Consider the following 15,674-nt stretch of genomic DNA (forward strand, 5'->3'; position numbering starts at 1 on the left):
TTAGGGCTGCTGCACTTTTTAAAATTAAATAATATTTACTTCTGTCTCTATTTTTATACTAAACAATCTAAAAACTGTTTGTTGTATAAGCTTTGCCAAGTCATAAATATCTTTACCTAAGGCGTTTCCATAGTTAACGAGAACTAAAGCTTGCTTATTATGTACTCCGTAATCTCCAAATCGCTTTCCTTTAAAACCTGCAGTTTCTATAAGCCAACCAGCTGGGACTTTTATTTGTTTTTCTGAAATCACATAATGCGGTACTTGCGGAAAATTATTTTGAAGCTGTTTAAATTCTTCTTTTGAAATGACGGGGTTTTTGAAAAAACTACCACTATTACCAATCTCCTTTGGGTCGGGTAATTTACTTTGCCTGATGCTGATGACAGCTCTTGATATGTCTTTTATACTAGGTTTTGTGATTTTTAATTTTTCTAATTCGGATTTTATAGCACCGTAATCTATATTTAGTCTGTGATTGCCTTTTGAAAGCTTTAGCTTTACGCTTGTTATTATATATTGACCTTTTAAGTTTTGTTTAAAAACAGATTCGCGGTATCCAAAATTACAATCTTCAGTTGTAAAGGTTTTTATTTCTTGAGTCGAAATATTAATTGCTTCACAAGAATGAAAAACATCTTTTAATTCTACACCATATGCACCGATGTTTTGTATCGGAGCAGTGCCAATATTTCCTGGAATGAGTGACATGTTTTCAATACCTCCTAAATTTTTGTCAAGACACCAAAGTACAAAATCATGCCAATTTTCACCGGCTTTAGCCTCGATAATAGCGTAATCATTGGTTTTATCAAATATTGAGATTCCTTTTAGATTAAGATGAATTACTAAAGCTTCAATATCTTTTGTAAGAAGCATATTACTACCGCCACCGAGTACAAAAAAAGGATTTGAAGATTCTGATTTTAATACAGTTTGTAAATCAGAAATGGTTCTTATATCGACGTAAGATTGCGCTTTGGCATCGATACCAAAAGTATTGTAGTTTTTTAAGGATATATTTTCCTGTATTATCATTTAATCTTTGTAGACTTTTAAAGCTTCTTCAATAATTTTAATGGCTTTTTTGAGACTTTCTTCATTAAGTACGTATGCAATTCGTATTTGGTTTAGACCAACATTTGGTGACGAATAAAATCCTGCAGCTGGGGCAACCATAACTGTCTCATTTTCAAAAGAAAAATGCTCTAATAGCCATTGTGCAAATTTATCAGAATTTTTTATTGGAAGTTCGGCAATACAGTAAAATGCACCATTAGGCTTTGCTACTTTTACACCGTCAATTTTTTCAAGCCCAGAAATTAAAGTATCTCGACGTCCAACATACTCATTGATAACTTCTGTAAAATAAGAGTCAGGTGTACTTAATGCTGCTTCACTTGCAATTTGAGCTAATGTTGGAGGGCTTAGTCTTGCTTGTGCATATTTTAATGCAGTTTGGATGAATTCTTTATTTTTTGAAACTAAATATCCAATTCGAGCACCACACATACTATATCGTTTGGACACAGAATCAATGACAATAGCATGGTCTTCGAGACCTTCTTCTTGTAAAATAGAATAGTGGCTTATACCGTCGTAAATAAACTCACGGTAGACTTCGTCAGCAATTAAAAATAAATCATGCTTTTTTACTAACGAGGCTAATTTTTTTATTTCATCTTTTGAGTACAAATAACCAGTTGGATTACCAGGATTACAGATAAGAATGGCTTTTGTTTTTGAGGTAATCAATTTCTCAAAATCATCAATTGGAGGTAATGCAAAATTATCTTCAATTTTTGAAATTACGGGTACAACATTTACATCCGACGCTGTTGAAAACCCGTTATAATTTGCGTAAAAAGGCTCGGGAATAATAATTTCATCATCCTTATCCATTATACTACCAAAAGCAAAAAGCAAAGCTTCACTTCCGCCTGTAGTTACTATGATGTTATCATGATTTAAAGAGATATCATTTTTTAGATAATACTGTGCAATTTTTTTTCTATAATTTTCTGAACCCTCAGAACGCGTATAGGCAAGTATATCTAAAGAGTGAACTTTTACAGCATCTAATGCAACCTGTGGTGTTTTAATATCGGGTTGCCCAATATTAAGATAGTAAACCGTTTTACCGTCTTTGGTGGCTTGCTCTGCATAAGGAACAAGTTTTCTAATGGGCGATGAAGGCATTTTAAGACCTTTTTCTGAAATCTTTGGCATGATTAAATTTAATTTTTAACTAAGTTCTAAAAATTCTTAAAGTTTGATTAAAAAATGATAACAAAGTTAAGCTATTGCATGTAGAATTGTATTTTTAATTATAATGAATATTTCAATTAAATATATCTGTCTATTTGTTTTGTTATCAGTAGGTCTTCAATCTATTGGTCAAAATAGATTTAGCTTACCAGTAGAAAAAAGTTCTAAGATTAGATTTCAATTAATTAATAATATTATTGTTTTACCAGTTGAGCTTAATGGTGTCAAATTATCATTTGTTTTAGATACTGGTGTAAGTCGTCCAATACTATTTAATCTCGTAAATATGGATTCGTTGCAGATTAAAAATACTGAACGTGCTTATTTGAGAGGTTTGGGAAGTAACGGGTCAATACAAGCAATTAGGTCTAGAGGTAATATAATTAAAGTTGGCGAAGCTATTGCTGTTAATAGAGATGTTTCAATGGTTTTTGATCCTAGTATCAATTTCACACCAAGATTGGGTGTGCCGGTTCATGGTATTATTGGTTATGATATTTTTAGAGATTTTATTGTTGAAGTAAATTATAGTTCAAAATTTATTAGGCTCTATAGACCTAAACTTTTTAAATTAAGAAAATCTTCGAAGTGGAATCGTTTACCTATAGAAGTGATAAATAGAAAGCCTTATTTGGCGGGTAATATTGTTTTAGATGCTGAAGATATCCCTGTCAAACTTTTAATGGATACAGGTAGTAGTGATGCGTTATGGTTGTTTGAAAAAAGTAAAAGTAATATTGAAGTTTCTAAAGACTTGTATTTTGAAGATTTTTTAGGCAAAGGCCTCAGTGGTCCAGTTTACGGTACCAGATCAAAGGTTGAATCATTTAGTTTAGCATCATACAAGTTAGAGAAAGTTAATGTGGCTTTCCCGGACTCCATTTATCTTAGTATTGCTAGGAATTTCAAAGAAAGAAATGGAAGTGTTTCTGGTAATATATTAAAACGTTTTAATATATTCTTTGATTATGAAGGTGAGCAAATTTGGATTAAAAAGAATTCTAATTTTAATAAGCCATTTTATTATAACAATAGTGGTATTACACTAGAGCAACGTGGCTATAGAGTTATAAAGGAGCTTAAAAGAAAAGTAGTAACAGACGGTTACGGCAGGAAAGTTGAAGGTGGTAATGTCAATATTTCATTGTCAGACACGTATAGGTTTGTGCTAAAACCATCATTTCAAATTGTTGAATTAAGAGAAAGTTCTAATGCAAAAGCGGCTGGTGTTATGATTGGAGATATCATTACATCTATTAATAATAAGCCAACAAGTGAATTAACTCTTCAAGAAGTGAATGAGTTTTTTTACAATAAAAAAGGTACAGTACTACGTATAAGAGTAGACCGTGATAAAAAGATTTTATCGTTCAGATTTAAACTAGATGATGTGTTCAAAAAAAAGAGCCTTCAAATTGAAGACTCTAATTAATAGTATTTAGAAATTTCTATTGCTCCACAGAGCTTTTTCCTTTTTTGTCTAGGACACTAGTTTTGCTAGAATCTACAACAAGACCTTTGATTTTTAATGCTACAGTAGGAGTTTCGGCATTAGATATAACTGTTATGGTTTTTCTAATAGGATTAACTCTTTTAGTATCATACTTAACTTCAATTTCTCCTGTTTCACCAGGCATAATAGGTCCTTTAGGTTTTTTAGGAACCGTACATCCACAAGTAGATTTAACGTTTGATATAATTAACGGAGCATTCCCAGTATTTGTAAATTCAAATACGCGTACACCGTCAGCACCTTTCTCTATAGTTCCGTAATCTATTACTTCAGTTTTAAATTCAATCTTGGCAACCTTCTTGTCTTGAGCGTTTAAACTCAAACTCATAACGCCAATAAATAAAATTGTAATTATTTTTTTCATCACTTTATAATTAAATTATTCAATTCAAAATTATGTACTTTTTGTTTCTCATCAAAATTAATACGTTGTATAACACACTATTTAACAATAAATATGCTTTTTAGGCATATTCTCTGCATATTTTCTATTCAAAAAAAGAAATATAAGTACTTTTGTAGGTTATTAGCAAAAACGATACCAAAAAATGGAAATACCTTCAAAATATAGTGCTTCAAGTGTTGAGAGCAAATGGTACGACTACTGGATGAAAAACAATTATTTTCATTCGACACCAGATGAAAGAGAACCTTATACTATTGTAATACCGCCACCAAACGTAACGGGCGTATTACACATGGGGCATATGCTTAATAACACGATTCAGGATGTTTTAATCCGTCGCGCACGTTTATTAGGAAAAAATGCTTGTTGGGTTCCTGGAACAGATCATGCTTCGATTGCTACAGAAGCTAAGGTTGTTGCTAAATTAAAAGAGCAAGGTATTAATAAAAACGATTTGACTCGGGAAGAGTTTTTAAAGCATGCTTGGGATTGGACTGAAGAATATGGTGGTGTGATTCTTGAGCAACTGAAGAAGTTGGGTTGTTCTTGTGATTGGGACAGAACCAAATTTACTTTAGATGATGACATGTCCGAAGCTGTAATTAAAGTTTTTGTTGATTTATATAATAAAGGCATGATTTATCGCGGATACCGCATGGTAAATTGGGATCCAGAAGCAAGAACTACGTTGTCGGATGAAGAAGTAGAATATATTGAAAAACAAGGAAAACTCTATTACATCAATTATAAGATTGAAGACTCTAATGATGTGTTAACCATAGCTACAACACGTCCTGAAACTTTACTAGGTGATACAGCGATTTGTATCAATCCAAATGACGAAAGGCATATGGGTTTAAAGGGTAAACGTGCAATTGTTCCTATTAATAATCGTGTTATTCCTATTATTGAAGACGAATATGTAGATCTTGAATTTGGAACAGGTTGTCTCAAAGTTACTCCAGCTCACGATGAGAATGATAAAGTTTTAGGAGAAAAGCATAATCTCGAAGTGATTGATATTTTTAATGAAGATGCAACATTGAATTCTTTTGGATTACATTATGAAGATAAAGATCGTTTCGTTGTTCGTAAAGAAATAGTAAAAGAACTAGAAGAACTTGGTGCTATCGTTAAGATTGAAGACCACACGAATCGTGTTGGAATTTCGGAACGTACAAAGGCAATTATTGAACCACGTCTTTCTGATCAATGGTTTCTTAAGATGAAAGATTTAGCACAACCTGCTATTGAAGCTGTTTTAGAAACTGAGGATGTAAAGTTACATCCAAAGCGTTTCAACAATACCTATCGTCATTGGATGGAAAACATTCGTGATTGGAATATTTCTCGTCAGTTACGTTGGGGACAACAAATCCCAGCATATTATTATGGAGATGGAAAAGAAGATTTTGTAGTTGCAGAAAATATTAATGAAGCTCTGCAATTAGCAAAAACCAAAACGTCAAATTCTAATCTACAAGCATCTGATTTACGTCAAGATTCTGACGCTCTTGACACTTGGTTTAGTTCATGGTTATGGCCGATAAGTGTTTTTGACGGTATCAGAAATCCTGAAAATGAAGAAATCAATTATTATTATCCAACTAATGATTTAGTAACAGGTCCAGATATTTTATTCTTTTGGGTGGCACGTATGATTGTTGCTGGTTATGAGTTTAAAGGAAAAAGACCTTTTGAAAATGTTTACCTAACAGGTTTGGTTAGAGACAAACAACGACGAAAAATGTCTAAATCATTAGGTAATTCTCCAGATGCATTAAAACTGATTGAGGATTATGGTGCAGATGGTGTGCGAGTAGGACTACTATTAAGTGCAGCAGCTGGAAATGATTTAATGTTTGATGAAGAGTTATGTAACCAAGGTAAGTCCTTTGCTAATAAAATTTGGAATGCATTCCGATTAGTCAAAGGATGGGAAGTTGAAGATATTAATCAGCCAGAATCATCAAAATTAGCATTAGATTGGTATAAAGCTAAATTTCAAAAAGCATTAGCTGAGATGGAAGGTAATTATAACAAATACCGTTTGTCAGATGTGTTGATGACTAGTTATAAGTTAATTTACGACGATTTTTGTGGGTGGTTATTAGAAATGATAAAACCAGCGTATGGTCAACCGATAGATTCTAAAACATTTAATGCTGTAATTGAAATATTTGAGGCTAATCTAAAAGTGCTACATCCATTTATGCCATTCTTAACAGAAGAAATTTGGCAATATATGGCTGAAAGAACACCTGAAGAAGCTTTAATTATTTCAAAATATCCAAAAGTTGAAACTTCAGATTCTAAAATAATAGAAGATTTTGAATTGGTTAAGGATGCTGTATCAGGAATAAGAACGATTAGGAAAGAAAAGAACATCGCTTTTAAAGATGCTATAGAATTGTCTGTAATAAATAATGAAAATTTAGACACATCTTACAATTCAGTTATTGCTAAAATGGGTAATATTTCCGAATTGCAAACGGTAGATACTGCAATTGAAGGAGCATTGACATTTAGAGTTAAGTCTAACGAATATTTTATTCCAATGGCTGGTGCAATAAATGTAGAAGAAGAAATCGAAAAATTAACTGAAGAATTAAAGTATACTGAGGGGTTTTTAAAATCTGTTCAGAAAAAATTGTCTAACGAGCGTTTTGTAAATAATGCACCTGAGCAAGTTGTAGCTTCTGAAAAGAAAAAAGAAGCTGATGCTTTAGCTAAGATTGAAACTATAAATAAAAGCTTGTCAAGCCTAAAATAAGTTTTTTTAAATGAAAATTATAAAGCCTTGCATTAATTTGTGAGGCTTTTTTGTTTACCATTCATTAATCCTATTACTATCTAGCTTAATAAAAATAAAAAGCAAAATCGTAAAGCCCCAAAGCCCAGAGCCACCGTAACTAAAAAAGGGTAGTGGTATACCAACTGTTGGTATTAATCCCATAACCATACCGATATTTATTGTAAAATGTACAAATAGTATAGACGCAACTCCGTAGCCATAGACACGGCTAAATTGTGATTTTTGTTGTTCTGATAAGTATAAGATTCTAATAATAAGAAATACGAAAAGAATAACAACAATACTAGAACCCAAAAAGCCCCATTCTTCGCCAACAGTACTAAAAATATAGTCGGTATCTTGTTCTGGTACAAATTTACCGGTGGTACGTGTACCTTCCATGAAGCCTTTTCCCCAAAATCTTCCGGAGCTAATTGCTTCTTCGGATTGAATTAGGTTATAGGCTTCACGTTTTTTCATAAGCTCTAATTTAGCTGGGTCTTTTTCTAAACGTAGCCAAAGACTAATTCGGTTTTGCTGGTGTGGTTTTAAAACATGATTGTAAAATTGTTTCACCCCTAATGCAAATACTGTACATGCGACCAAAATTATTAAAGATTGAGGTATTGAGATACGTTTTTTTCGATTTAAAAAATATGCTGCCAAAAGTATTATTATGGAAATTAAAGCAGTAATTTTTACACCATATTTTAAGGATAACACAGCCACTACTATTAAAGAAAACCCTAGCAATAAATAGATTTTCTGTAAACCTTCTCTAAAAAAGACAAAGAAAAATGCGCCATATACTATTGTGCTTCCAGCATCATTTTGTAGTAAAATTAATAGGGCAGGCAAAAAAATAATAGCAGCAGCTTTTAGCTGGTCTCTAATGTTTTTCAGATTGGTTTGTATATCGCTAATATATTTAGCGACTGCTAAAGCGGTTGCAAATTTAGCAAATTCACTAGGTTGTATAGTCATACTGCCAATGCCATACCATGAGCGTGCACCGTTTATATCTTTTCCGAATACAAATAAGCCTAGTAGAGCTAATATGGCACCAATGTATATGAGGCTAGCAAATCTTTCATAAAACTTGGCGTCAACTGAAAGCGTGAGTAAAATGATGATAAGAGATGTCCCAATAAAAATAAGTTGCTTTCCATAGGAATTTCCCATATCAAAATAACTTGTGATTTCACCTGTATGAGATGCTGACATTATATTAACATACCCAAAACCAACAAGTAATATGTAGATAAGTATTGTTATCCAATCAAATCCAAAACGTCTCTGATTCTCTCTTATCATTTGCTGTCTATTTTTGCTTTTAGATATTTTAAAGCTTCAAACTCTTCTTGAGGAATAGTTTCTAAAGTTGTCTCTCTGTTGATTTTGAATGGCTCACCAGAATAAGGTTTTTTATACTCGTGTTCTAATGAGTGCGATAATACAAAGTTTTCTAAATCTGTTCTTGTTATTTCGTTTTTGAGATATTTTTCAATCATTAAACTCGCCATTTTTCCAGCAAATCGACTTCCGAAATAACCATTTTCGATAAAAACAGCTATTGCAATTTTCGGATTGTCTTTTGGTGCAAAAGCTATAAAAATAGAGTGGTCGGTAAGTTGCGTTTTGGTACTGTCAATAATGGCAAAATTTTCGGCAGTTCCTGTTTTACCACAAATATCAATACCTCTAACTTTTAGCATTTCAGCAGTTCCTTTGTTATACACATCGAACATACCTTGTATAACTGGTTCAAAATGTTTTTTAGCAATAGTGGTGTAATTAGGTGTTGTGTATTTTGAAGGAATTGTATCATTCTCAATATTCTTAATGATATGAGGTGTGTAATAATAGCCACGATTACCAATAGCAGCTGCCATATTTGCCAATTGTATTGGCGTGGCTAAAACTTCTCCTTGTCCAATGGCATTGGATAATGTGAAAGTTGGATACCATTTGCCTTTACCGTGAGCTCTGTCATAAGTTATAGCTGCTGGGATTTTGCCCGGTTGACCAACGGATAAGTCATTCCCGAGGTAATTGCCTAGCCCAAAACTTTTAACGTGGTTACTCCATGTATCCATTGACTTTGCTGGAGTATCATATTTATTCATGATTTTTAGATACACATTTGCAAAATAAGCATTACAGGATTCATAAATGCCTAAGTTCATATTTGCAGGACTTCTGTGAGCATGACAACCCATTTTTCTATTTCCATAGTTAAAACCCATGCTACATCTAAATGTATCATTAGTGTCTATAACACCTTCTTGTAAACCTATTAATGCATTTATAGTTTTAAATGGAGAACCAGGAGGATACATGGCTTGTAAGCCTCTATCAAACAAAGGTTGTGCAAGACTATCATTATAAAGCTTGGTAAAGTTTTTTGATCGTTCTCTTCCGACCAGTAAGTTAGGGTTATATGTAGGTCCAGAGACCATTGCTAATATTTCTCCACTACTAGGTTCAATAACTACAATACCACCACGTTTGTTTGTCATTAATAATTCGCCATACTCTTGTAATTTTGAATCTATGGTTATAGTAATGTCTTTTCCAGGTTGCGCTATTGTATCATTTTTGCCACCTTTAAAAGCTCCTAAATCTCTATTAAATCTATCTTTTTGAATAAACTTTGTACCTTTTATTCCTCGAAGAATTTTTTCATAAGTTTTCTCAACACCTTGTTTGCCAATTAAATCACCTTTTCCATAATAACCATCTTTGTTTATGATGGCTTGATTTACTTCTCCAATATCGCCAAGAACATTAGCTCCAATAGTTTTTCGATATGTTCTGATAGAACGTTTTTGGATGTAAAATCCATCATACTTTCGCATTTTTTCTTGTAAAACAGCATAATCATCTTTAGCTAAATTTGAAAGAAAAACATAAGGCAACCTTGGAGAATAATTTTTGGCTTTCTCTAGTGTCTTGTGAAATTTTTCTTCGGTTATTTTTAGAAGAGAGCAAAATTCTGAAATATCAAATTCTTCAACTTCTCTAGGAATAACCATCACATCATAAGATGGTTGATTTGCTACTAAGAGTTCACCGTTTCTATCATAAACATAACCGCGTTTAGGATATGTAAATACTTTTCTGACAGCCGTATCGTCCAAGGGATTATAGTTTTTTGAACTATGAACCTGAAGATAATATAGTCGCGCAATAAAAGCGATACCTACAAATACAACTAGCGTTAATAGTAACAGTTTTCTCATTTACGAGTTTTGAATAATAGAATAAGTATTAGACTCAGACTTACGGTGAATATGCCAGAGAATAACGCCTTTTTTAATAAAAGAATTATCTGCGAAATGTTAAAAATTTCGAGATAAAAAAGTATTATATGGTGAAAAATAACACAACCGCTAACATACATTATAAGAGCCCCAATGTCTGTATGACCAAACTTTAGATTTTGATGGTCATACATAGTCCCAAAAGCATATTTTAAAAATACAGGTCTAGCAAATGCTAAGCACACTGATGCACCAGCATGAACACCTCCAGAATCTAAAAACATATCTACAAGTAATCCAAGATTAAATGCAAGAATTAAAAATAATAATCGGTTATTTTTTACAGGGAATAATAAAATAAAAATGATGTAAATAAAAGGATTTATGTATCCCAAAAAATTAATATTATTGCAAATTGTGACTTGTACTAAAAGAATTACTATAAACCTTATGATATTTAAACTTATGCTATTATTCATTATTAAGTTCTTCTAGAGTTTTTAACTCCTCGATATCATTATTTTTTATAATATATACATGCTGAAGGGTTGTCATATCATTAAATAGACGTACTTGGATTGTGTAAGTATCTCCACCAGTATCAGTCGTAAATTCTTCAACCTTACCAATTTCAATGCCTTTTGGGAAAATTGCTGATTGTCCTCCAGTGACTATTGTGTCTCCAATGTTTAGCTTTGCAAATTTAGAGACATCTTCCAATTGCGCAAAGTAAGGAGAATTTGTATCCCATGTCAGTGAGCCACTTTGATTGGATGATTTAAGCTTTGCATTGATACGACTTTTTTTACTTAAAATAGAGAGTACAGTTGAATACTTGTTCGAAGTGTTATCTATAATTCCAACTATACCTTTTGAGGTAATAACTCCAAAATCTTGCTGAATACTGTCACGTAATCCTCGATTAATGGTCAAGTAATTATTTGGAGAATCGTAGCTATTCTTATAAACTTCAGCAGATATTATATCAAATTGTTCATCATTAAAACTAGAATTATCTATAATATTTTGACTAACCTTGTTAGTATTTAATAGCTGTTCACGAAGTAATTTGTTTTCTTCAACTAAGATTGAATTTTGCTCTTTTAAATCAAAGTACTGTCCTATGCTATTTACTGTACCATATACGCCACCAGTTAGGCTATTAGCAGAGTTTATAAATTGACTTTTATGGTAAGAGTGTGATTGAATTGTAAGGGATAATGCAATACCAAAGAGTAATAAAAACAATAGAAATGTTTTGTTTCTAATTACAAAATTGAAAATTTGTTGCATTATTTAGCTTTATTTAATCAATACGCTTTTGTATTTAGCTAGATTTTTCAGAGTAATTCCAGTACCACGAACAACTGCTCTTAATGGGTCTTCTGCAATATAAACAGGTAAATCTGTTTTTTGAGACAAACGTTTGTCTAGACCTCTAAGCATCGAGCCACCACCGGCTAAATAAATTCCTGTATTGTAAATATCTGCTGCTAATTCTGGAGGCGTCTGAGATAAAGTTTCCATAACAGAATCCTCTACTCTTAAGATAGATTTGTCTAGTGCTTTTGCAATTTCTCGATATGAGATTTGAACCTGTTTCGGTTTACCAGTTAATAAATCTCGTCCTTGAACGCTCATATCTTCTGGTGGCAAATCTAAATCTTCAGTAGCAGCACCAATTTGTATTTTAATTTTTTCGGCTGTACGGTCACCAACGTAAAGATTGTGTTGTGTACGCATGTAATAAATGATATCATTTGTAAATACATCACCAGCAACCTTAACAGATTTGTCACATACAATACCACCTAAGGCAATAACGGCAATCTCTGTTGTGCCTCCACCAATATCTACAATCATGTTACCTTTTGGTTGCATGATGTCTACGCCAATACCAATAGCTGCAGCCATTGGTTCATGGATCAAATAAACTTCCTTGCCATTAACGCGTTCACAAGATTCCTTTACTGCTCGCATTTCTACTTCAGTAATTCCAGAGGGAATACAGACAACCATGCGTAAAGAAGGGTTGAATAATTTTTTCTTTAAAGCAGGGATGTTTTTGATAAATAAATTTATCATTTGCTCTGACGCATCAAAATCTGCAATTACACCGTCTTTTAATGGACGAATTGTTTTTATATTCTCGTGTGTCTTACCTTGCATCATGTTGGCTTCTTTACCAACAGCAATTATTTTTCCTGAAATTCTGTCTCTGGCAACAATCGATGGGCTGTCGACAACGACTTTGTCATTGTGAATAATTAATGTGTTTGCGGTACCTAAATCAATAGCTATTTCTTCTGTTAGGAAGTCAAAAAATCCCATGCGTTATTCTAGTATTTTGGGGTGTGTATTCTCTTAAATTATTGGCTGTACGTAAATGTAATAAATTATACGGTATTTAATGCTTTATGGACGTTTATTGCGAGCTTTTTTTTATAATCGTTTAAAAACATTAAAATTTTGACAAAAAGATTTCTGCTATGAAAAGAAATCTAGTGTTTAAAATGGCGTGTTCCTGTGAATACCATTGATACATCATTAGCATCGCAATAATTAATACTTAATTCATCTTTTATCGAACCTCCAGGTTGAATTACTGAAACAATACCTGCATTATCTGCAATTTCTACACAATCAGGGAAAGGAAAAAATGCATCACTCGCCATTACAGCGCCTTTTAAGTCAAAATTGAAAGACTGTGCTTTATGAATCGCTTGATTAAGCGCATCGACACGACTTGTTTGTCCAGTTCCGCTGGCGCACAATTGTTTACCTTTTACCAAAACTATAGTATTAGATTTGGTATGCTTACATATTTTTGAAGCAAAAATTAAATCTTCAATTTGTGCTAAAGTTGGTGTAGTTTTAGTTACCGATTTTAAATCTTCTGGACAATCAGTTTTAGCATCTCTTTCTTGAACTAAAGCTCCATTTAAGCAAGTTCTTACAGTAGTTTTTGGTAACTCAACATCATTTAGAATTAAAAGAATTTTATTTTTCTTTCCTTTTAAAATAGCTAACGCATCATCACTAAATGAAGGCGCAATAACCACTTCGCAGAATAGTTTGTGTATTTCTTCAGCAGTAGCTGCGTCAATTTCGGTATTAGAAATTAATATGCCACCAAAAGCAGAAACTGGGTCACCAGCTAATGCATCTACATAAGCTTGATAAACAGAACTGCGTTGCGCAAAACCACACGCATTATTATGTTTTAAGATAGCAAATGTTGGTGCTTCTCCCTTAAATTCAAAAATTAAATTTACGGCAGCGTCTACATCTAAAAGATTATTGTAACTTAAATCTTTTCCATGTAATTTTGTAAACATCGCATCAAAATCTCCAAAGAAAAATCCTTTCTGGTGAGGGTTTTCTCCGTAACGTAAAACTTTACCGTTTGTTTCAGAAACCTTTAAAGATGCTATCTCATGATTTTTATTGAAATAGTTAAAAATTGCCGAATCATAATGTGATGAAACATTAAACGCTTTTGCAGCAAAACGCTTTCTGTCATCTTCAGAGGTTTCACCATTCTTAGAATTTAAAAGATCTAAAAATTCAGAATAATCATCAACAGAAGAAACACAAGTTACATCTGCATAATTTTTTGCAGCAGCTCTAATTAAAGAAATACCACCTATATCAATTTTTTCAATGATATCTTGGTTGCTAGCTCCAGAGGCTACTGTTTTTTCAAACGGATATAAATCTACAATGACTAAGTCTATTTGTGGGATTTCAAATTCTTTTAGTTCAGAAACATCACCTTCATGATTTTGACGGTTTAAGATACCTCCAAACACTTTTGGGTGTAATGTCTTTACACGTCCTCCAAGTATTGAAGGGTAAGATGTAACATCTTCGACAGGTACGACATTAATACCTAGGTCTTTAATGAATTTCTCTGTTCCTCCTGTCGAGTAAATTGTTACGCCAAGGTCATTAAGTTTTTTTACGATTGGTTCTAGTCCATCCTTACTAAATACCGAAATTAGTGCCGATGAAATGGTTTTGTTGCTCATTATGTTGTGTTGTAAATTTTGAAAGCATAAAAATACTCATAACTCCAAAAAAAGAAGACCAAAAAAACTACTTTGTTTCAGTTTTTTGTAACATAAAATTGTTGACAACGTCTTATGATTATATTTATAGAAAATTAAAGGCCAATGCTTGTATATCTTCGCCTGTTTAAAGAGAGTTTTTCTTTTGCACTAAATGCTTTGCGAAACAATAAATTGCGTACGTTTTTGTCGCTTTTAGGTGTTACAGTTGGTATATTTTCAATAATAGCTGTTTTGGCAGCTGTAGATTCATTAGATAGAAACATCAAGGAAAGTCTTGATGGTTTAGATAAAAATACAATTTACCTTACTAAATATTCTTTTGGACCAACCCAAGTCCCACGTTGGAAACGTGAAAATTACCCTCAAGTAGATTATGATGATTTTGAATTTGTAAGAAGGAATATTAATAATATTGAAGCTTCGGCATATGTTATTTTTGGCGGAGGAGAAACGATACGATATCAAGCGGAAACTTTAAGTAATGTAGAGGTTACTCCGATATCAGAAGGTATTTATATCATAGATAATCTTAAAATATCACAAGGTCGTTTTTATTCGGAATTAGAATCAGAAACTGGTGCTCCTGTTATAGTTTTGGGTTACACACTAGCTGAAAATTTATTTGACAGCGATAACCCTATAGGTAAACAAATACGTGTTTACGGACGAAAGCTTACTGTTATAGGTGTCTTGGATAAATATGGAGAAGGTCTAGGAGATACACCAGATGTAAAGGCCTTTGTGCCAGCTAATTTTGTGCGACGTTTTAGAAATGGAGGTGCAAATGGGCTGCCTGGTGCTGTCGTTATAAAACCGAAAGAAGGAATTGATATAGACGCTTTTGAAAGCGTTTTGAAGCAAAAATTTAGAATATACAGAGGCTTAAAGGCAGATGAAGAGGATGACTTTTTTGTCAATAAACTTGCAGGATTAGTGTCTTTCGTAGATAGTATTATCAGTGTCATGAACGGTATTGGTTGGATGATAAGTCTGTTCTCGTTATTGGTTGGAGGCTTTGGTATTGCAAACATTATGTTTGTAAGCGTTAAAGAACGAACTAATCTTATAGGTATTCAAAAATCTTTAGGTGCCAAAAATAGATTTATACTGTTTCAGTTTTTATTTGAAGCTACAATTTTAGCAGTAGTTGGAGGTTTGGTAGGCTTAGGTTTGGTATGGATTCTAACCTTTGTTGCATCAGGAATGTCAGGAGACTTTAAATTTGTTTTGTCTGTTCAAAATATGCTTTTAGGTTTTGGATTATCAACTATTATTGGGCTTATTTCTGGTGTATTACCAGCAATTAGAGCATCTCGATTAGATCCAGTAGAAGCTATAAGAACAGGTATGTAATTGC

The 15,674-nt window shown here is 32.8% G+C and carries 12 protein-coding genes; 3 read left to right on the forward strand and 9 right to left on the reverse strand.

All coding sequences use genetic code 11. The annotated features are described in order from the left end of the window. Positions 1–24: 24 nt before the first annotated feature. Both murB and BTO05_RS11830 read right to left on the reverse strand, forming a co-directional pair. The gene (gene murB, locus BTO05_RS11825) at positions 25–1,038 is read right to left on the reverse strand and encodes a UDP-N-acetylmuramate dehydrogenase (protein ID WP_087492867.1); all 1,014 of its coding nucleotides are present in this window, start codon (positions 1,036–1,038) and stop codon (positions 25–27) included. Beyond that, on the reverse strand, positions 1,039–2,229 hold the full coding sequence (locus BTO05_RS11830) for a pyridoxal phosphate-dependent aminotransferase (protein WP_087492868.1): 1,191 nt from the start codon (positions 2,227–2,229) through the stop codon (positions 1,039–1,041). A gap of 103 nt (positions 2,230–2,332) precedes the next feature. Here BTO05_RS11830 and BTO05_RS11835 point away from each other — a divergent pair, with 103 nt between their 5' ends. Beyond that, positions 2,333–3,700 (forward strand): aspartyl protease family protein, encoded by a 1,368-nt coding sequence (locus tag BTO05_RS11835; protein WP_087492869.1) that lies wholly within the window; start codon positions 2,333–2,335, stop codon positions 3,698–3,700. Positions 3,701–3,716: 16 nt separating this feature from the next. On the opposite strand, the gene BTO05_RS11840 is transcribed toward BTO05_RS11835, so the two are convergent. Further along, entirely contained in the window at positions 3,717–4,145 is a 429-nt protein-coding gene (locus tag BTO05_RS11840) for a DUF1573 domain-containing protein (RefSeq protein WP_087492870.1), read from the reverse strand. Positions 4,146–4,329: 184 nt separating this feature from the next. Here BTO05_RS11840 and BTO05_RS11845 point away from each other — a divergent pair, with 184 nt between their 5' ends. Further along, positions 4,330–6,960, forward strand: a complete 2,631-nt coding sequence (locus BTO05_RS11845; RefSeq protein WP_087492871.1) for a valine--tRNA ligase — start codon at positions 4,330–4,332, stop codon at positions 6,958–6,960. A gap of 54 nt (positions 6,961–7,014) precedes the next feature. Here BTO05_RS11845 and rodA read toward each other — a convergent pair whose 3' ends face one another. The 6 genes from rodA to purH all read right to left on the reverse strand — a co-directional run bounded on the left by rodA (position 7,015) and on the right by purH (position 14,275). Beyond that, the gene (gene rodA / locus BTO05_RS11850; RefSeq protein ID WP_087492872.1) at positions 7,015–8,295 is read right to left on the reverse strand and encodes a rod shape-determining protein RodA; all 1,281 of its coding nucleotides are present in this window, start codon (positions 8,293–8,295) and stop codon (positions 7,015–7,017) included. Beyond that, positions 8,292–10,223, reverse strand: a complete 1,932-nt coding sequence (gene mrdA, locus BTO05_RS11855) for a penicillin-binding protein 2 (protein ID WP_087492873.1) — start codon at positions 10,221–10,223, stop codon at positions 8,292–8,294. Before mrdA ends, rodA begins: the two co-directional genes overlap by 4 nt. Then, on the reverse strand, positions 10,220–10,639 hold the full coding sequence (locus tag BTO05_RS11860) for a rod shape-determining protein MreD (protein ID WP_317041899.1): 420 nt from the start codon (positions 10,637–10,639) through the stop codon (positions 10,220–10,222). Before BTO05_RS11860 ends, mrdA begins: the two co-directional genes overlap by 4 nt. A gap of 76 nt (positions 10,640–10,715) precedes the next feature. After that, entirely contained in the window at positions 10,716–11,537 is an 822-nt protein-coding gene (gene mreC, locus BTO05_RS11865; protein WP_087492875.1) for a rod shape-determining protein MreC, read from the reverse strand. A gap of 9 nt (positions 11,538–11,546) precedes the next feature. After that, on the reverse strand, positions 11,547–12,575 hold the full coding sequence (locus BTO05_RS11870) for a rod shape-determining protein (protein ID WP_087492876.1): 1,029 nt from the start codon (positions 12,573–12,575) through the stop codon (positions 11,547–11,549). A gap of 170 nt (positions 12,576–12,745) precedes the next feature. Further along, the gene (gene purH, locus BTO05_RS11875; protein ID WP_087492877.1) at positions 12,746–14,275 is read right to left on the reverse strand and encodes a bifunctional phosphoribosylaminoimidazolecarboxamide formyltransferase/IMP cyclohydrolase; all 1,530 of its coding nucleotides are present in this window, start codon (positions 14,273–14,275) and stop codon (positions 12,746–12,748) included. Between the two features lie 144 nt (positions 14,276–14,419). Here purH and BTO05_RS11880 point away from each other — a divergent pair, with 144 nt between their 5' ends. Further along, the gene (locus BTO05_RS11880) at positions 14,420–15,670 is read left to right on the forward strand and encodes an ABC transporter permease (protein WP_087492878.1); all 1,251 of its coding nucleotides are present in this window, start codon (positions 14,420–14,422) and stop codon (positions 15,668–15,670) included. The last annotated feature ends 4 nt before the right edge of the window (positions 15,671–15,674 follow it).

Source organism: Winogradskyella sp. PC-19 (genome assembly GCF_002163855.1).
Taxonomy (GTDB): Bacteria; Bacteroidota; Bacteroidia; order Flavobacteriales; family Flavobacteriaceae; genus Winogradskyella.